General features: G+C 59.0%; 16 protein-coding genes. 7 read left to right on the forward strand and 9 right to left on the reverse strand.

Going from position 1 to position 19,037, the window contains the following annotated elements; all coding sequences use genetic code 11:
- Nucleotides 1-6: 6 nt before the first annotated feature.
- A complete protein-coding gene (locus C5750_RS01705) occupies nucleotides 7-807 on the forward strand; it encodes an inositol monophosphatase family protein (protein ID WP_105732135.1) in 801 nt (266 codons plus the stop codon).
- A 291-nt stretch (nucleotides 808-1,098) separates the two neighbouring features.
- Nucleotides 1,099-2,895: an acyl-CoA thioesterase gene (locus tag C5750_RS01710; RefSeq protein WP_245420953.1), complete on the forward strand. Its 1,797-nt coding sequence runs from the start codon at nucleotides 1,099-1,101 to the stop codon at nucleotides 2,893-2,895.
- Nucleotides 2,896-2,921: 26 nt separating this feature from the next.
- Here C5750_RS01710 and C5750_RS01715 read toward each other — a convergent pair whose 3' ends face one another.
- Nucleotides 2,922-5,264: a putative bifunctional diguanylate cyclase/phosphodiesterase gene (locus tag C5750_RS01715; protein ID WP_105732137.1), complete on the reverse strand. Its 2,343-nt coding sequence runs from the start codon at nucleotides 5,262-5,264 to the stop codon at nucleotides 2,922-2,924.
- A 304-nt stretch (nucleotides 5,265-5,568) separates the two neighbouring features.
- A complete protein-coding gene (locus tag C5750_RS01720) occupies nucleotides 5,569-5,898 on the reverse strand; it encodes an ArsR/SmtB family transcription factor (RefSeq protein WP_105732138.1) in 330 nt (109 codons plus the stop codon).
- 110 nt (nucleotides 5,899-6,008) lie between these two features.
- Between C5750_RS01720 and C5750_RS01725 the strand changes: the two genes are divergently transcribed.
- The 5 genes from C5750_RS01725 (at nucleotide 6,009) to C5750_RS01745 (ending at nucleotide 11,776) form a co-directional block, all read left to right on the forward strand.
- Entirely contained in the window at nucleotides 6,009-7,106 is a 1,098-nt protein-coding gene (locus C5750_RS01725; protein ID WP_105732139.1) for an NADH:flavin oxidoreductase/NADH oxidase, read from the forward strand.
- Nucleotides 7,107-7,317: 211 nt separating this feature from the next.
- Complete coding sequence (locus C5750_RS01730) at nucleotides 7,318-8,625, forward strand: O-acetylhomoserine aminocarboxypropyltransferase/cysteine synthase family protein (protein WP_105732140.1); 1,308 nt, start codon at nucleotides 7,318-7,320, stop codon at nucleotides 8,623-8,625.
- Nucleotides 8,626-9,267: 642 nt separating this feature from the next.
- A complete protein-coding gene (locus C5750_RS01735; RefSeq protein WP_105733059.1) occupies nucleotides 9,268-10,308 on the forward strand; it encodes a methionine ABC transporter ATP-binding protein in 1,041 nt (346 codons plus the stop codon).
- Nucleotides 10,298-10,963, forward strand: coding sequence for a methionine ABC transporter permease (locus C5750_RS01740; RefSeq protein ID WP_105732141.1), 666 nt, complete (start codon nucleotides 10,298-10,300; stop codon nucleotides 10,961-10,963). The genes C5750_RS01735 and C5750_RS01740 overlap by 11 nt, the downstream gene beginning before the upstream one ends.
- Nucleotides 10,964-10,993: 30 nt before the next feature.
- Nucleotides 10,994-11,776, forward strand: coding sequence for a MetQ/NlpA family ABC transporter substrate-binding protein (locus tag C5750_RS01745; RefSeq protein WP_425350402.1), 783 nt, complete (start codon nucleotides 10,994-10,996; stop codon nucleotides 11,774-11,776).
- Between the two features lie 59 nt (nucleotides 11,777-11,835).
- Here C5750_RS01745 and C5750_RS01750 read toward each other — a convergent pair whose 3' ends face one another.
- The 7 genes from C5750_RS01750 to C5750_RS01780 form a co-directional block, all read right to left on the reverse strand.
- Complete coding sequence (locus C5750_RS01750; protein ID WP_105732142.1) at nucleotides 11,836-12,906, reverse strand: sn-glycerol-3-phosphate import ATP-binding protein UgpC; 1,071 nt, start codon at nucleotides 12,904-12,906, stop codon at nucleotides 11,836-11,838.
- A gap of 6 nt (nucleotides 12,907-12,912) precedes the next feature.
- A complete protein-coding gene (gene ugpE / locus C5750_RS01755; protein ID WP_105732143.1) occupies nucleotides 12,913-13,761 on the reverse strand; it encodes a sn-glycerol-3-phosphate ABC transporter permease UgpE in 849 nt (282 codons plus the stop codon).
- A gap of 11 nt (nucleotides 13,762-13,772) precedes the next feature.
- On the reverse strand, nucleotides 13,773-14,663 hold the full coding sequence (gene ugpA, locus C5750_RS01760) for a sn-glycerol-3-phosphate ABC transporter permease UgpA (RefSeq protein WP_105732144.1): 891 nt from the start codon (nucleotides 14,661-14,663) through the stop codon (nucleotides 13,773-13,775).
- A 65-nt stretch (nucleotides 14,664-14,728) separates the two neighbouring features.
- On the reverse strand, nucleotides 14,729-16,039 hold the full coding sequence (gene ugpB, locus C5750_RS01765) for a sn-glycerol-3-phosphate ABC transporter substrate-binding protein UgpB (protein ID WP_105732145.1): 1,311 nt from the start codon (nucleotides 16,037-16,039) through the stop codon (nucleotides 14,729-14,731).
- 162 nt (nucleotides 16,040-16,201) lie between these two features.
- Entirely contained in the window at nucleotides 16,202-16,801 is a 600-nt protein-coding gene (gene pncA / locus C5750_RS01770; RefSeq protein WP_105732146.1) for a bifunctional nicotinamidase/pyrazinamidase, read from the reverse strand.
- Nucleotides 16,802-16,853: 52 nt separating this feature from the next.
- A complete protein-coding gene (gene nagA, locus C5750_RS01775) occupies nucleotides 16,854-18,023 on the reverse strand; it encodes an N-acetylglucosamine-6-phosphate deacetylase (RefSeq protein WP_105732147.1) in 1,170 nt (389 codons plus the stop codon).
- Nucleotides 18,020-19,030: an SIS domain-containing protein gene (locus C5750_RS01780; protein ID WP_105733061.1), complete on the reverse strand. Its 1,011-nt coding sequence runs from the start codon at nucleotides 19,028-19,030 to the stop codon at nucleotides 18,020-18,022. Before C5750_RS01780 ends, nagA begins: the two co-directional genes overlap by 4 nt.
- Nucleotides 19,031-19,037: the final 7 nt, after the last annotated feature.

Consider the following 19,037-nt stretch of genomic DNA (forward strand, 5'->3'; position numbering starts at 1 on the left):
ACTATCATGACATCGCATGCCGAAGCCGAGTTGCAGGGCCGTTTTGCTCTTGCCCAGGAAATGGCCGTGGAAGCCGGCGCCGTGGCACTCGCGCATTTCAATGCGCGCGAGCGGCTGGTCATCGAGACCAAGGCCGATCCGCAGGACGTGGTTTCGATTGCCGACCGGGAAGTGGAAGAACTGATCCGCGCCCGCATCGCGGCGGCCTTTCCCGCTGATGCGGTGCTTGGCGAAGAGTATGGCGTGAGCGCGGGAACCTCCGGTTTCACCTGGGTCGTCGATCCGATCGACGGCACCAGCCCGTTTGTCAACGGCATGCCGACCTGGTGCATTTCGATTGCAGCGCTGCGCGGTGAGGAAATCGTCGTCGGAGTCATCTATGTCCCGTGCAATGACGAACTCTATGCGTCGGCGCTGGGGATGGGGGCGACCTTGAACGGCAAGGCACTTGCCATTGATCCGGACAAGACCATTCGCAATGCGGTGACGGGTATCGGTGCCAATCATCACGTCACCCCCGCCGTCGTTGCCGCGCTGGTGGAAAAGCTGCTGGAGGCCGGCGGTAATTTTATCCGCAACGGATCAGGCGCACTCATGCTGGCCTATGTCGCGGCAGGCCGTCTCGTGGGCTATTACGAACCCTATATGCATGCATGGGACTGCATGGCGGGTTACTGCCTCGTCAAGGAAGCGGGCGGCTGGCACCATCCATTCCCGGCAAAGGGCGATGCGCTGACCAGGGGCGCACCGGTTCTTGCCGCCGGTACGGGCGCAGTCGATGATCTCAGGAAGATCGCGGGTCTTTGATCCGGCAACACACTGCCGGCGCCTTCGCGCCGGCGGTCTTGATGCCATTTCAACCAGATTTTATGAGTGTACGGCTGCATTCGCGCAGTATTTCCGGTGTTTCGCTGGGTAAAGATACCGGCAAAGGCTGCTTGCATTCGCAACGGGAAAGAAAGCAAAAATGTTGAATCTTTCCGCAACTGCGAAGAGCAGATCATTGACTTATTACAGCGAATAACGTGGATTAAAGTTGGTGTTGTCGATCACCGACTCTCGTAAAGCTGGATAGATATGACGTTCGTGCGAAATCTGATGTGGGCGCCTACAATTGGCCTGTCCTGGCTGTGGGGACTGGGTTTTTTCTATTCCATCCACGTCACCCTGACCTATGGCTGGCTCGGTTTCTTCGGTTTCGCGATCTCGAATGTTGGCGGTCTGTGGCTGTTCGGCTTTATTCTCGGCCGCAGCAAGCGTACGCCGGACCAGATCATGAAAGACATCGAGAACCGCTATGTCGGCGTCTTTCTGTTGTTCCAGATGGCGGCGCTCGTGGTGACGATTTTCGGCTTCGTCGCCTATTTGTGGCAGCCGATTGTGGGTGAGGGCGCGACAATAGGCGTTGCCTTCCTGCTTCTGGCTTCCTGCGCCATCGGGCACGCACTGTCGCTGCAGCAGATCAAGACGCTGCATATCCTCTACACCGTTGTCGGTGTTGCCGCCGGGCTCGTGCTGCTTTTCGGCCTGCGGCAGACATCGGATTACCCCGGGGTCCCGCTCCAGCAGTTCGACGGGCGTTTTTACGGGCTTGTCATGCCGACGGTGATCGGCTTCCTGCTTGGCCCATGGCTCGATATCCAGCATTGGCAGCGGGCCGTCTATATCAAACGCGAGGGCGGGTCGGTCGGCATCGCCTATGGTGCGGGCGCATTGCTGTTCTTCGGTTTCCTTCTGCTCAACGCGGCGATCGCATCGACGGTCGGCCCCATCGGCAGCATCATTTCCATGGATGGCCTGCCGAGCGCGCAGGGTTCGGTTTCCGCGGCCGTTGTTCTGGCCGCGGAAAACGGCGCCCCCTATCTGGCGATTGCCTTTGCGATCTGGACGATTGCGGCGCTCACGTCGACGGTCGACAGTTTCTATTGCGCGACGAACTGGTATCTGCGCGGCAAGAACATGCGCAGCAACAGCCCGCTGCTGGCGCTTATTCCCGATGGTATTGCCTCGTCGCCGTTGTGGCTGCTGATCGGCGCGACCTGGGTTGCCTATGCCGCAGTACCGGCAAACTTTTCGCTCATGTATTTCATGATGCCTTTCGCGACGCTCTTCGTCAGCGCCTCCGCCAATCTGGTCTGCGAGGCACTGGGCGCGAAACCGAAATTCGATCCGGTCCTGAGTTTTCTCATCGGCTGCGGATCATCGCTGATCTTCGTTCTCGGTTATATCCAGCCTGTCCCTGGCTTCCTGTTCCTGTCGCCTTTCATCGGGCTGATCGGCGCTTTGCCTGTCATCGTTGAATTGGTCGGTCCCCGTTCAAAGGCGATACCGGTTGAAATCGTCGACCAGCCTATCCGCATGATGAGCGCCGCGCCGCTGACAAACGCATCCGGCGGCGAGGAAATAACACAATCGCATGGTTTCGATGGCGAATGGTTCGTCATGCACCTCACACCGACCTATGACGACACCAATTCGGTCGGCAATGTCTACTTCGCCAATTATGTGCGCTGGGTGGGTAAGGCGCGCGAATTGTTCTTCAATGTCTGCATGCCGGATTTCGATCTGGCGACGACACGCTTCTATATTCTCACGCGCTCCTTCACCCATGATTACCGGCGGGAATCGAAGGAGTTCGAACAGATCAGCGTTCGCATCAAGATCGCCCGGCACAACCGCAAATTCGTCACGCTGCAGCATGAAATCCACAGCGCAGCGCAAGGCCTGCTCGGCCATGGCGAACAGTCGCTGATGTTTGTGGACCGGGATCAGTACAATCCGCTCGATATTCCCGGCGAAGTCATCAAGGGGTTCCTGGCTTACTGGCCGAAGGATTCTCGGCTGTCACCGAGCTATCGCCCGCCCGTTCAGGACAAGACGAAGCGGCAGGCCTGAGCGCCTTCCGCTTCCATTGCCACGCCTCAGCTGGCGACCTCGTAACGGTCGCGGTCGAAGGACATGAGGCCTGCGGTCTTCTCGAACGGTTCGGCGGGGCTGAACAGGAAGCCTTGTACCTGATCGCAGCCTTCCTTTTGCAGGCAGGCGAGCTGTTCGCGGGTCTCTACGCCCTCGGCGGTGATCTTCATGCCCATGCTGGCGCCAAGGCCCATCACCGCACGGATAATGGCAAGGCTTCCCCGGTTGTGCGGCAGATCGCGCACAAAGGACTGATCGATCTTGATCTTGTCGAACGGCATCTTGCGCAGATAGCTCAGGCTGGAATAGCCGGTGCCGAAATCATCAAGCGCGATGCTTACGCCCATCGCCCGGAACTGCCGCAGCAGGGAAATCGCCGCGACATTGGCTTCAAGGAACACGGATTCGGTGATTTCGAGTTCGAGGCGGTTGGGTTTCAGCTTGTTGGTTGTCAGGGCATCGCGCACGATGGAAGCCAGATCCGAATGACGGAACTGAATCGCGGAAATATTGATGGCCACGTGGATATCATCGGGCCAGGATACCGCTGTCTTGCAAGCCTCCTGGATGATCCATTCCCCGAGGGGAATGATATTGCCGGTTTCTTCCGCAATCGGAATGAAGATGGCCGGAGAGATATACCCGTGCACCGGATGCTTCCAGCGCAGAAGGGTTTCAAACCCGACGGTCTTGAGCGTTATGGCCGACACGATCGGCTGGAAATGCAGAATGAATTCCTGCCGCGCCAATGCGCCGCGCAAGTCCATTGCCAGTGCCCGCTTGGCCTCGATCCGCGCATCCATTTCGACTTCGTAGAAGCGATAGCTATTCCGGCCCTCGTTCTTGGTGCGGTACAATGCCAGATCGGCGCAGCGCATGATGTCGCTGACGCTGTCCATGGGCGCAAGCGCGATGCCGATGCTGATATGAATGTTGATCTGGATACCGTCGATCCAGAAAGGCTGCGATACGCGCTGCACGAGATCTTCCGCCAGCGCCGTGGCTTCAGCCTGGCCCGCACCGGGTGCCAGAATGGCAAACTCATCGCCGGAAAGGCGCGCCACGATATAGCGGGCAGGCGATGTGCTGCGCAAGCGTTCGGCCACCTGCTTCAGCAACTGGTCGCCGATACCGTGACCGAAGCTGTCATTGACGGTCTTGAATTCATCGAGGTCGATGCAGAAAACGGCAAAACCGGTGAGGCCCGTTTCCAGTTCCTTGGTTGCCTCAGAGAGCTGATCGGAGAACAGGGTCCGGTTCGGCAGGTCGGTGAGCACGTCATAGCGGGCGAGGTAGGACAGCTTGTCTTCCGACTGTTTTGCCGCTGTCACGTCGGAACCAACGCCGCGATAGCCGCAGAACTGCCCGGCATTGTCAAAGATAGCCTTGCCGGTCAGCGACCACCAGCGGGTTTCGCCCTTTATATTGATCGGCAAGATGTGGTTGCGGAAGGTCGTGCGGTTTTCAATGGCCTGCCAGATCGATCCGACCTTCACGGCCTCTTCGGCGTGGGACTGGTCGACCTTGAACAGTTGGGCGAAGGGCATGCCCTGCAATTGCTTGGTGGTTTTCTCGGCGATCTGTGCCAGCCGCGGCGAGGTATGCTGAAGTTTCAGATCGGCGTCGGTTTCCCAGATCCAGTCACTGGCATTCTCTTCGAAATCGTAGAGAAGCAGGCTGATAACCTCCTTCTGCTGCTCGACCTTGATCTGGTCGAGCGTGCGCATGACAATCAGGTTGCTCATGTGCACGATGGTGAAGAGGATGAACAGTGCATAGATCGCCAGCAGAATCGCGATGAAAAGAAAGAAATCCTCGCCGGTCGAGGCGAGGGCAAAGAACGAGCCGGTGATGATCGCGCCGGAATAGGCAATGGCCGCCAGCGGCACCACGGCAACGCCGATACCCGTTGCCATCAGGCCGGCCGCCGTACAGGCGATCAGCAGCCTATGGTAAGCATCGGCTTCCAGAAAAAGCATGAGCGGGATACTGGCCAGACACAGGCCGTAACACGCGGATATGATGATCAGGTATTTTATGCCGGCGAAGCCGAGCTCCTTGACCTTCGGCACCTTGTACCATTGCCAGCAGGCAAAGAGCGACGCGGCGGTCATGATTGTGACGATGGTGGCCAGGCTGCCCAGATACAGGCTATGTCCCCGATCCCAGAAGACAAATGCCACCACGAACACAACGCTCATGGCGACGATGACGGTAAAGGGCGCCAGTCGCAGCGCCACATCCATCTGTTCAGCATAGACCCGCCGCTTGACGGCAGGATTTATCGTTCCCCGCATGCCGAACATGGACCGGATAGCGTCAGGCGTATGGAAATTCGACAGTTGCACTCACGGACCTCAGAACGGCGAGTTCATATTTCCCTATGCTATTTTTATTGCGTTCGGCATTGGTTAATTTGCTTACCATTTTTTATAATAGTTACCAATGTCTTTATGGTTGTATGGTTTATGCCTGAGTAATATGAAGTTATTTGTATGAAATTCTGTAATTTCTCTGCGTTTAATGCGAATTGAATATGAATATTCAAATATAAAAGATCGCGCCGATGTCTTATATTATTAAATTCATGTAAGAATCAAAGTCGTTTCTATGTATAAAGCGGGCGTTTTTGCCAGCTGCGTGGCGGATCATTCAAGAGGTCCATTCTGCCACGTTGTTCTTGCTCCGGACAGCGAGAATTGCCGGCAGGAGGCCCGGAAAAACCTCGGCCAGTTCATCGTCGCGCAATTCGTTGATCCGCGAGGTGCCGTCGTTGCGTGTCTTGATGATCCCGGCTTCCCGCAGCACGCGGAAATGATGCGACATGCTGGATTTCGGGCGCCCGTTCTCAAGCGCGGCACAGGTTGCCTCGCCCTCGCGGGCCAGTTGCCGGACAATCGACAGACGGATGGGGTCGCTCAGTGCATAGAGCACGGACTCAAGCTGCACTTCGGTGATCTGGGGATGGCGATATTCTCTCATGCACATGTCCTAGCACAAAATTTTGTGTATTGCTATTGTTCGAATAATATCGAACTATCGAAATGAAAGCGGACCCGAATGTCTGCGGCACCCCATCTTGGAGTAAACATATGGCCTCTCTATTCGACCCCTTCACCTTGAAGGATGTGACATTGCGCAACCGAATCGCCGTCTCCCCCATGTGCCAGTATTCGGCAAATGACGGCGTGATCAATGACTGGCATCACGTCCATCTCGGCGGATTGGCGCGCGGCGGTTCCGGACTGGTGATTGTCGAGGCCACCGCTGTGTCGCCGGAAGGCCGGATCACTCCGGGTTGCGCAGGACTGTGGAATGATGAACAGGCCAAGGCATTCGCACCGGCGGTTCAAACCATCAAGAATGCCGGCGCCGTTCCGGGCATCCAGATTGCCCATGCCGGGCGCAAGGCCAGCGCGAACCGGCCATGGGAAGGCGATGACCATATTGCGGACGATGATCCGCGCGGCTGGGAAACCATTGCCCCTTCGGCTATTGCCTATGGCGGCGGGCTGTCGAAGGTTCCGCGTGAAATGACCAAGACCGATATCGAGCGGGTAAAGCAGGCCTTTGTCGACAGCGCCAAGCGGGCGCTCTCGGTCGGGTTCGAATGGCTCGAACTGCATTTTGCCCATGGCTATCTCGCCCAGAGTTTTCTGTCCGGGCATTCCAACAAGCGTACCGACGAATATGGCGGCAGTTTTGAGAACCGCAGCCGGTTCCTGATCGAAACGGTTCAGGCCGTGCGGGCCGTCTGGCCGGACAACCTGCCGCTGACCGCGCGCCTCGGTGTCATTGAGTATGACGGACAGGACGAGAAGACCCTCAGCGAAGCCATAGAACTTGTCAAACTGCTGAAGGCCAATGGGCTCGACTTCATCGATGTCAGCATGGGCTTTTCTCTCGGCAAGACCAACATTCCATGGGGGCCGGCTTTCCTTGGGCCTGTTGCGGAACGTGTCCGCCGCGAAACCGGCCTGCCAGCCTCGACATCCTGGTACATCAGCACCCCGCATGAGGCGGATGGTCTTATCCGCGATGGAAAGGTCGATCTTGTCATGCTGGCCCGTCCGCTGCTGACCGATCCGCACTGGCCGTTCCGCGCCGCCAAGGAACTGGGCGTCGAGAAGGCGGCCTGGGTTCTGCCTTCACCGTACGCCCATTGGCTGGAACGCTATCGGGCTGCCTGAGCGCTACGGGTCAATACCGTGGAGCCGGGAATGGAATTCTCCGTACCCGGCCCCATCGCTGCCTGACTGGCATAAAGTGGGGCGTTGCGCAGCGCTTTTAGCATGGGATTTCCCGAATGCGCTGAAATAAGCAACGGCCTGCGTATTCCCTCTTTGCAACTTCTCCTAGTGTTCAGGGTGATCATTCCGCACCAACACGAGGACGAAAACCATGGCAGTCCATTTGCATCCCGAGACCATCGCCCTGCATGCCGGCTGGCGGGCGGATCCCGCAACCGGCGCCGTGGCTGTGCCAATCTACCAGACCACCTCCTACCAGTTCCGCGATACGGAACACGCCGCCAATCTCTTCGCGTTGAAGGAACTCGGCAATATCTACACGCGTATCGGCAACCCGACCACCGATGTCCTGGAGAAGCGTGTTGCCGCGCTCGATGGCGGTATCGCTGCGCTGGCGGTGTCGTCGGGGCAGGCGGCGTCTGCCCTTGCCATCCAGAATCTTGCGCGGGCTGGCGACAATATCGTCAGTTCCACCGATCTCTATGGCGGCACATGGAACCTCTTCGCCAATACGCTGAAGGATCAGGGCATCGAGGTGCGGTTTGTTGACCCCCGAGACCCCGAAGCGTTTCGCCGGGCCACGGACGAGCGGACCCGCGCCTATTACGCGGAAACGCTGCCCAATCCGAAACTCACCGTGTTTCCCATTGCTGAAGTGGCTGCCATCGGGCGCGAATATGGCATTCCGCTGATCGTCGACAATACGGCGGCGCCGCTGATCGCGCGTCCCTTGCAGCACGGCGCTGCCATTGTCGTCTACTCGACCACCAAATATCTCGGCGGCCACGGCACCTCCATCGGCGGCATCATCGTTGATGGCGGCCAGTTTGACTGGGAGAAATTCCCGCAGCGCCAGCCAGCGCTGAACACACCCGATCCAAGCTATCACGGCGCGGTCTGGACCGAAGCGGTGAAACCCATCGGACCCGTCGCCTATATCATCAAGGCGCGCGTCACGCTGCTGCGCGACCTTGGTGCGGCGCTGTCGCCCTTCAATGCCTTCCAGACCATTCAAGGCATCGAGACGCTGTCGCTGCGCCTTGAGCGTCATGTCGAGAATGCGCAGAAGGTTGCCGAGTTCCTGGCCAAGCGTCCGGAGATCGCCAAGGTCATCCATCCATCGCAGCAGAGCGGTCTTGATCGTGAACGGGCGGAAAAGTATCTTTCGGGCAGTTTCGGCGGTCTGGTCGGTTTTGAGCTTAAAGGCGGTCTGCAGGCAGGACGCAAATTCATCGAAGCGCTCGAACTCTTCTATCATGTGGCCAACATCGGCGATGTCCGCAGCCTCGCCATCCACCCGGCAACGACAACACACTCTCAGCTCTCACCGGACGAACAACGCGCGAGCGGCGTTTCCGAAGGCTATATCCGGCTCTCGGTCGGCATCGAACATATCGATGATATCCTCAACGATCTGGAGCGCGGCCTGAACGCATCGAAACTTGCACTCGCTGCCTGAAACCCAGGGTTGGTTGGAATCATCGATTAAATGTTGTAAGTTCTGGAGTGAGAGGCGGGCTTTCGCCCACCTCTCATGGTCTAGTTCGAGAATTGAATCCGGACTATCAGCTGCCAGCCGGTCCGGGTTCTTTTCGCGACTAGCGTGATGCTAGCCGGCAAATTCCGCATAGATCACCTCCAGTTTTGAGAGCAAGGCCATTGCCGTGGTCGGGGAGGCCCATCTCCCCGATACACCGGCTGGCTCGGTGTGTCTGCTTCGCCCTCAAATGGATCGCGTGTGAAACGCCTGTTCAATTCATTGCCCGTTTTCACAGAGCACCGCTAGAAATGCAGAGTTGAATCATTTGAGGTAAGTGGTTGTTTTAAATAGGAATTTGCAACTATAGTCGAATGCGCTTGGCGTGATCTTGACGAATAGTTTCGGCTGCCGGCCGATGAACCCGAGATTTCCACCATCGAAAATGTTCATGCTTGCCCGTAAGCCCTATCGAAAAGTCGACCAGATCGGTATAGACGGTCGCAAACAGACAACAGGGCGGCTGCACGGGCGGCGCAAATGGTTATGACGGTTGTGACACGAAAGACAGGAGAAGCGGCGGGAGCGGCTGCGGGCGACGGATTGGCCAAGGCAGCTGACCCGATGGTGGCGTTTGAAGGCGTTTCCAAGCGCTTTGCGGCAGGACGCACCAGCGCGGAGGTTGCTGCGCTCGATGGCGTCGATCTGATTGTCCCGCGCGGTTCCGTCACTGGCATTATCGGCCGGTCCGGTGCGGGCAAGTCCACCCTGATCCGCCTGGTCAACGGACTGGAAAAGCCGACGAGCGGCCGCGTCGTTGTTGATGGGGTGAATATTGCCGGGCTCGATGAAAAGAAGCTGCGCGATGTGCGCCGCTCCATCGGCATGATCTTCCAGCATTTCAATCTGCTCGCGTCGCGAACAGCGTTCGACAATATCGCCCTGCCGCTGGAGATTGCCGGTATCGACAGGCCGACCATTGAAAAGCGCGTGACACCGCTGCTTGATCTTGTCGGGCTGTCGGACAAGCGCGATCGCTATCCCTCGGAATTATCAGGCGGGCAGAAGCAGCGCATCGGCATCGCGCGGGCTCTGGCAACGGAACCGAAACTGCTTTTGTCGGATGAAGCGACGTCGGCACTCGACCCGGAAACAACCCGCTCGATCCTGGCCTTGCTCAAGACCATCAACAAGGAACTTGGCCTTACGGTTCTCCTGATCACCCATGAAATGGAAGTGATCAAGACCATCGCCGATCACGTGGCGGTTATCGATGGCGGGCGCATCGTCGAACAGGGTCCCACCTTCGACGTGTTCACCGGGCATACCCATGCGACCACCCGCTCGCTCCTTGGCGGACTGGCGGGCCTGCATTTGCCGGAGTTCCTCACACGGCAGATGGTGGAGAAGCCGGAACCGGGCCTGCGGACGATCCTGCGCATCATCTTCAAGGGCGAGAATGCGACGGAGCCCATGCTGGCGCGGCTCGGCAGCGATCTCGGCATCGAGGTCAACATTATGGCCGGTGCGGTCGACGAGATTGCCGGGCGTCCCTTCGGCATGCTGGTTGTGTCCTTGCTTGCCGATGAAGCGAAGATAACCCACGCCCGAAGCTTTCTTGCCGATCACGGCCTGTCATCGGAGGTTGTCGGCTATGTCCGCTGATATTTTTGCACTGCTGGTGAAATCCACGGGCCAGACGTTGTATATGGTCGCCGTGGCGGGCCTGATCGGTTCGCTGTTCGGCATTCCGCTCGGTGTTTTTCTGGCGACCAGCGGGCGCGGCGAGCTTTTTGCCGCGCCGTCGGTCAACAAGGTGCTCGGCCTTGTCGTCAACGCGGCCCGCTCGACGCCCTTCATCATTCTGGTCGTCGCCATCATTCCCTTTACACGCATGATTGCCGGAACCTCGATCGGGACCACCGCCGCGATTGTGCCGCTGACCATTGCAACCATTCCCTTCATCGCACGTCTGGTTGAATCGGCAATCCGCGAGGTCGATCCGGGATTGACCGAGGCTGCCCGCGCGATGGGCGCAAGTCCCGCCCAGATCGTGTTCAAGGTTCTGCTGGCGGAAGCGCGTCCCGGCATCACGTCGGCCCTGACGCTCACCATTGTCAGCCTGATCGGCTATTCAGCCATGGTCGGTGCCGTTGGCGGTGGCGGGCTTGGCGATCTCGGCATCCGCTACGGCTATCAGCGCTTCATGCCGGATGTGATGGCCATCGTGGTTCTGGTGCTGATCGTGCTCGTTCAACTCGTCCAGAGCGCCGGTGACCGGCTGGCGCGGCAGTTCGATAAGCGCATCCGTCCCCGCTGAGAACAGTTCAAGGTAAAACAGGAGACTACAATGTTGAAGAAAATCCTCGCCACCGCCGCGCTGGCGGCCATCCTGAGCGCGACAAGCGCTCTGGCCGAAACGATCAAGATCGGCGTGACGCCGGGCGAACACGCCCAGATCATGGAAAAGGTCAAGGAAATCGCCAAGCCGAAGGGCCTCGATATCGAGATTTTCGAATTTTCCGACTATGTCGTGCCGAACCAGGCGCTGAACGATGGCGAGCTTGACGCCAACTCGTTCCAGCACAAGCCCTATCTCGACAACCAGATCGCCGACCGCAAGTTCGATCTCGTTGATGTCGCCAACACCGTGAATTTCCCGATGGGCGTTTATTCGAAGAAGGTGAAGAGCTTCGATGCGCTGGCCGACGGCGCCACGATTGCCATTCCGAACGATCCGACCAATGGCGGTCGTGCGCTGCTGATCCTTGCCGACAAGGGCGTGATCAAGCTGAAGGAAGGTTCAGGCCTCAAGGTAACGCTCGCGGACATCGTCGAAAACAAGAAGAACTTCAAGTTCGTTGAGCTTGACGCCGCCCAGCTGCCGCGTTCCATCGACGATGTGGATGCCGCTGCCATCAACACCAATTACGCGCTTGAGGCCGGTCTTGATCCGATGAAGGACCCGATCCTGAAGGAAGGTGAAAAGGCGCCTTACGTCAACCTGATCGCCGTGCGCAAGGCCGACAAGGACAAGCCCTGGGTCAAGACGCTGATCGAATCCTACCATTCCGATCCGGTCAAGCAGTTCATCCTCGACAAGTACAAGGGTGCGGCTGTTCCAGCCTGGTAATCGGCACTTTCACGCCCCTTCACCGGTGGGTGGAGGGGCGTGGTATGCTTTGAATGTCTTCAGATGCGTTTGCCGTTGCCGCCGAAAAGATGCAGCTTTTCCTTGGGGATGATCACCCTGAGATGATCGTCGGGTTGGGAGACGGAGCGGCCGGCAACCCGCACGACAACCCGCTCCCCGCCGATGATGCCATAGACATAGCTTTCCGCGCCGACCGGCTCGACACCGAGCACTTTCAGGTCGAGCAGCAGGCCGCCAATGTGGCTTTCCGTTCCTGTGGCAACCTCCAGATCTTCCGGACGGAACCCGATGATCGCGTCTTTATCGGATACGACGATACCTTGAGCACCGATCCGCGTGCCGTCTTTCAGGATCAGGCCGGATTCATCCGCCGTGACCGGAATGAGGTTCATGGGCGGGGCGCCGATGAAGCTGGCAACGAATGTGCTGGCAGGCTTTTCGTAGATATCGAGCGGCGCGCCGATCTGCTCGACCGCACCGGCATTCATCACCACGAGAATATCGGCGAGCGTCATGGCCTCCAGCTGGTCGTGGGTGACATAAACGCTGGTCACGCCGAGCTGGCGCTGCAGATTCTTGATTTCCACCCGCATCTGGCCGCGCAGCTTGGCGTCAAGGTTGGACAGCGGTTCGTCGAAGAGGAACACTTTCGGGTTGCGCACGATGGCGCGGCCCATGGCGACGCGCTGACGCTGGCCGCCTGAAAGCTCGCGCGGGCGGCGTTCGAGCAGATGCGTCAGCTCCAGCGTTGCCGCGGCCTCGCGCACACGCTTGTCGATCTGATCCTTCGGCATGCCGCGGTTGCGCAGGCCGTAGGCCATGTTGTCATAGACCTTCATGTGCGGATAGAGCGCATAGTTCTGGAAGACCATGGCGATGTCGCGCTCGGCAGGGCCGAGATCGTTGACCACCTTGTCGTCGATCTCAACGGTGCCGCCGGTGATGGATTCCAGTCCCGCGATCATGCGCAGCAAGGTGGACTTGCCGCAGCCCGATGGGCCGACAAGCACGCACAAGGCGCCGTCCTTGATGTCGATGTCGACGCCTTTGACCGCCTCGACACCCCCGGCATAGACCTTGCGGACATTTGTAAGTTCAACACTTGCCATATGGGATCATTTCTCCGTTTCGACCAGGCCGCGCACGAACCAGCGTTGCATCAGCACAACGACGAGGATCGGGGGGAGGATGGCCAGAATGCAGGTCACCATCACCAGATGCCATTCGGTGTCGGCATCGGCGAAGGAAATCATTTTGCGCAGACCGATGACAATGGTCGTCATGTCGTTGCGGTTTGTCATCAGCAGCGGCCAGAGATACTGGGTCCAGCCGTAAATGAAGAGGATGACGAACAGCGCTGCGATGTTGGTTTTGGACAGGGGCAGGAGGATGTCCTTGAAAAAACGCCATGGGCCCGCACCGTCGACGCGTGCCGCTTCCACCAGTTCGCCGGGTATGGTCATGAAGAACTGCCGGAACAAGAGCGTTGCTGTGGCCGACGCCATCAGCGGAACCGTCAGGCCGGTATAGGTATCGATGAGGCCGAGGTCGACCATGACCTTGTAGGTCGGCAGGATGCGCACTTCGACCGGCAGCATCAGGGTGATGAAGATCAGCCAGAAGAAGACCATGCGGCCGGGAAAGCGGAAGAACACGATGGCATAGGCCGAGAGGATCGAAATGATGATCTTGCCGACGGCAATCGCCAGCGCCATGATCGTGCTGTTGATGAGCAGGCGGCCGACACTCACGCCGCCGATACGGCCGATGCCGCCGAAAAGTGCCGTTGTATAATTTTCCCAGAAATGTCCGCCGGGCAGCAGCGATAGCGGCGGCCGCATGATGTCCTGCAGCGACTGGGTCGAGGCGACGAAGGCGTAGTAGATCGGGAAGGCCACGATCAGAATGCCGACAATCAGGATGATGTGGGCGACGAGACGGCCGATGGGATTGTTCTGGATCATCTCTGCGCTCCTCAGCCGTAATGGACTTTGCGTTCGACGTAACGGAACTGGATCGCCGTCAAGCCGATGACGATGACCATGAGGATCACGGACTGCGCGGCGGAGTCGCCGAGGATCAGGTTGACGAAACCGTCATTGTAAACCTTGTAGACCAAGGTCTCCGTCGCCTTGCCGGGGCCGCCGCCGGTGACGGCATGAATGATGCCGAACGTGTCGAAGAACGCGTAGACGGTGTTGACGACCAGTAGGAAGAACGTGGTCGGGGCAAGCAGCGGGAAAATGATGGTCCAGAAGCGCTTGGTTTCGCCGGCGCCGTCAATGGCCGCTGCTTCAATCAGTGATTTGGGAATGGACTGCAGTCCGGCAACGAAGAACAGGAAATTGTAGCTGATCTGCTTCCATGCGGCGGCTGCAACCACCAGCAGCATGGCCTGGTTGCTGTTGAGCAGCGGGTCCCAATTGTAGCCGGCGGAGCGGATCATATAGGCGAAGGTGCCCATCGAGGGATTGAACAGGAACAGCCAGAGCATGCCGGCAATGGCCGGGGCCACGGCGTAGGGCCAGATCATCAGGGTGCGGTAGACGCCTTTGCCGCGGATGACCTTGTCGGCCATGACGGCAAACAGCAGCGCGAAGCCCATGGCGATGACTGCCGTTGCAATGGAGAAGACAATCGTGACCTGCAGCGAGTTCAGGTAGTTGGGATCGCTCAGGATGCGCTTGAAATTGCCGAGGCCCACGAACTGGGTCGACAGGCCGAACGGATCCTCGCGCAGCACCGACTGGCGGATCGCCTGGGATGCGGGCCAGTAGAAAAAGACAATCGTAATGGCAAGCTGCGGTGCCAGCAGCAGGTAGGGCAGGACCTTGTTCGGAAAAGTGACGCGCGTTGACGATGCCATGATTGCCCCTCTTGAAAAGAAACCCGTCCGCATGCCATGCGGACGGGGCGTTCATGAACCGGCTCTTACTGGCCGTTTGCCTGTTTGATGGCTGCATTGCCGCGCTTGACGGCATTGTCGAGGGCCTGCTGGGCCGTCTGCTTGCCGGAGAGCATGTTCTCGAACTCTTCGTTCTCGATATCACGCACCTGCGGCAGGTTCGGCAGGCGCACGCCCTTGGAGTTTTCCGTCGGAGCCTTGCCCATCATCTGCTTGATCGGAATCTCGCGGGCAGGGTTCTTGTCGTAGAAGCCGGACTTCTTGGTGTCCTCATAGGCGGCAAGGGTCACCGGCAGATAGCCGGATACCTGATGCAGGCGGGCCTGGATGTCGGTGCGCGACAGGAAGGTGAAGAAGGCGGCAACGCCCTTATATTCCGCGTCGGACTTGCCGGCGAACACCCAGAGGCTGGCGCCGCCCGGTGTCGTGTTCTGCGGCGCACCCTTGGCGTCGGGGTCATAGGGAAGCTGGCCGGTGCCGTAATTCATGCCCGACTTGACCACATCGCCCAGACCGCCGGAGGATTCGGTGAAGATGCCGCATTCGCCCGACAGGAACAGCGGCTTGGCTTCGGATGTGCGCCCGCCGTAACGGAACGTGCCATCCTTGGCGAGATCAGCCAGTTCCTGGAAGTGCTTGACATAAAGCGGCGCGTTGATCTTCAGCTCGACATCGGTTCCGGCAATGCCGTTTTCATTGGTGCCGTAGGAGATATTGTTCCAGGCGGCAAAGTTTTCTGTGTGGATCCATGTCAGCCATGTCGAGGTGTAGCCGCATTTTGCTGCGCCGCTGGTCTTGATCTTCTTGGCGGCTTCCCAGACTTCCGGCCAGGTCTTTGGCGGGTTGTTTTCATCGAGCCCAGCCTTCTTGAAGATGTCCTTGTTGTAGTAAAGGATCGGCGAGGAGCTGTTGTAGGGGAAGGACAGCATCGTGCCATCCGGCTTGGAATAATAGGCGACAATGCCCGGCAGATAGAGGCTCTTGTCGAACTTTGCGCCGCCCATCGACAGGATGTCGGCCACCGGCTTGATCGCGCCTTCGGCGCCCATCATGACGCCCGTTCCGGCATCGAACACCTGCATGATGTGCGGTGCCTGCTTGGCGCGGAACGCGGCGATGCCGGCGTTCAGCGTTTCCGGATAGGTGCCTTTGAACACGGGAACGACCTTGTAGTCGCTCTGGCTTTCATTGAATTCCTTGGACAGGGTTTCAACAACCTCGTTGTTGGCCCCGGTCATGGCATGCCACCAGCTGATTTCGGTGACGGCAAAGGATGAGGTGGACGACGCGAGGACGAGTCCGAGCGCGAGGCTGAGCGAAGTGCCGCGAAATGTCATGTATGTCTCCCATAATGAGGCGTCGTTAGGAACACGCTTATTGGATGCGCTTATGGGCACTATCCTCATTATGTGACAGAGAAACAACAGTTTTATGACTTTGGTCGAATGTCTGGGTTAACGCCTGTGGAAAAAATGCGCAGCTGTTCACTTTTGCATCCGTCAGATCAGGGTGACACCGGCCTTGCGCATGTTCGCGACCATGGCGGCCAGAGATCCGCCCATGTCGATGGCGCGGCAGGCATCGAGCAGCACGTCGGCGGCAAAACCGTGTGCCACCGCATCCAGCGCGGAATAGGCGACGCAATAATCTGTCGCCAGACCGACAAAGGTCACATTGGTGATGCCGCGCTCGCGCAGGTAACCGGCAAGGCCGGTCGGGGTCTTGCGGTCGTTTTCGAAGAACGCCGAGTAGCTGTCGATATGGGGGCGGAAGCCCTTGCGGATGATCAGTTCGGCCTTGGTCCACTGCAGGTCCGCATGGAAATCGGCACCGGGCGTACCCTGGATGCAATGATCCGGCCACAGCGTCTGGTCGCCATAGGGCATTTTCGCCGTGTCGAAAGGCGCCTTGCCGGGATGGGACGAGGCGAAGCTCGAATGCCCGGCGGAATGCCAGTCCTGTGTCAGAATGACGTGATCGAACCGGATGATCAGCTTGTTGATGATCGGGACGATTTCGTTGCCGCCGTCCACGGCCAATGTGCCGCCCGGGCAAAAATCATTCTGCACATCGATGACGACAAGCGCATCCCCAGCCATTTTATTTCTCCGATTGTCCAAAAAGGGCAGTATCGTCAATCGGAGAAGGCCGTCAACTCGGGTTTCGGGCGTAATGCAGATCGCCGTCGATCCAGACGTGATCGACGTCAAGCGCCTCATCGAGATGCACGATATTGGCGACATATCCGTTGCCAATGCGCCCGTAACGATGATCGATGCGGATGCTCTCGGCGGGATAGAGCGAGGCCATCCGCAAGGCTTCCTCGAGGTCAAGCCCAAGCTCGCGATGCACGAAGCGGACTGCCGAAATCATATCGAGATCGGCTCCCGCCAGCGTGCCGTCTTCAAGCGTCAGGCGGCCGCCATGCCGCCGGATGGTCCGGCCGTTCAGCGTGAAGCTGGTGATATCCGTGCCGATGGTTGACATGGCGTCGGTCACCAGGAAAATTTTGGCCGGACCCTGCTTGGCGCGCAGGGCAATCGCCATGGACGCCTTGCTGACGTGGAAACCATCGGCGATCAGTCCGGCGGACAGGTCGCCGGTTTCAAGAACAGCGCCGACAACCCCGGGACTGCGGTGGCCGAGCTGGCTCATGGCATTGAAGAGATGGGTTGCCATGGAGGCGCCGGCATCCTTGGCGGCCACAGCCAGCTCATAGGATGCGCCGCTGTGGCCGATGCTGACGATGACGCCCGCATCGGCCATGGCCTTGATCTTGTCGACCGGAACGGTCTCCGGGGCGACGGTTGTCAGCAGCACCGGCAGTTCCTGCACGGCGTCGACGATCGCCACGAGATCGCTGTCCTCCATTGGACGGATGAGCGCCGGGTCATGCGTGCCCTTGTGCGTGACGGAGAGGTGCGGCCCTTCGAGATGCAGGCCGATAAATCCGGTGACTTTCTCCAGCGCCGCCGCCTTGCCGGCGGCAATCGCCGCATTGGTGATGGCAGGGGTGTCGGTGATCAGGGTTGGCAGGAGGGCCGTCGTGCCGAAGGCGAAATGCGCCTGGCAGATGGTCCTGATTGCCTCGACACTCGGGCCGTCATTCAGAAGAACGCCGCCGCCGCCATTCACCTGCACGTCGATGAAACCGGGGACGAGCTTGCCGCCGTTGAGCGCGACACGGCGAACATCCGCAGGGATGTCCGCCGGGGCAACGATACCGGTGATAATGCCCGCATCGACAAGAATTGCCGAACCGGCATGCCAGGTTTCGCCGTCAAAAATGTCGGCGCCGGTCAGTGCATAGACAGTGCTCATATTGTTTCAGTCACTTTTCTCAAATGCGGTGGCTCGTCCGGATTCAATCCGCGGCTGCGGGCGAAGTCTTCCACGAAAGCGTAGAATGATACCAGCAAGGTCAGCGGGTCCGTCAATGGGTGCGACGTCGCGATGAACGGCAGCGCTGTTGCTTTCGACGGCTTTGCCGATGTCAGGAAGACGGCGGCTTCCTGTTCGGCCAGGCGGTCGGCCGCCTGAACGATCGACTCTTCAGCCGCATCGCGCGCTGCAAGCACCAGTACGGGGAAATCCTTGCCGACGATGGCCTTGGGTCCGTGCATGACTTCGGCGGCGCTGTAGGATTCCGCATGCATGGCGCTGGTTTCCTTGAATTTCAGCGCCACTTCGTTGGCAATGGCAAGCGATGGCCCGCGCCCGAGCACGAAGAGCGAGTTTTCGCCCTTCATGGCGGCGCCGAACGGCGACCAGTCGCAGCGGATGGCCGCGGCAAGAGCCTTGGGCAGTTCATCGATGGCAGCAAGCAGTTCTTTGTTCTGCGTCCAGTGGCCAATCATGGCCAGCCCGGCCACGGCCGAGCTGACAAAGGTCTTGGTGGCGGCGACGCTGCGTTCCTGCCCGGCCAGGATGTCGATGGCGAGATCGCTGGCATAGGCGAGGTCGGAATTGATTTCATTGGTGATGGCGAGCGTCAGCGCGCCGCTTTCGCGTGCCGCCTTGGTCATGCTGACAATGTCGGGGCTCTTGCCGGACTGGGAAATGGAAAGCGTTGCGGCGCTCTCGAGTTTCAGGGTGATGCCATAGATCGAGGCAACCGACGGTCCGAGCGAGGCAACGGGAATGCCAGCGGTCAGTTCCGTTGCATATTTCAGATAGGCTGTCACATGGTCCGATGATCCGCGGGCAATGGAAGCCAGGAACGGCGGGTTCTTCTCGCGCAGTCTTGCTCCGGCATTGGCCAGCGTATCGCGGGAGGCATCGAGAAACCGCGCGGTTACGTCCGGGATGGAGCGAATTTCTTCGCGCATGAGAGTT

The sequence above is a fragment of the Phyllobacterium myrsinacearum genome (assembly GCF_002980555.1).
GTDB lineage: Bacteria > Pseudomonadota > Alphaproteobacteria > Rhizobiales > Rhizobiaceae > Phyllobacterium > Phyllobacterium myrsinacearum.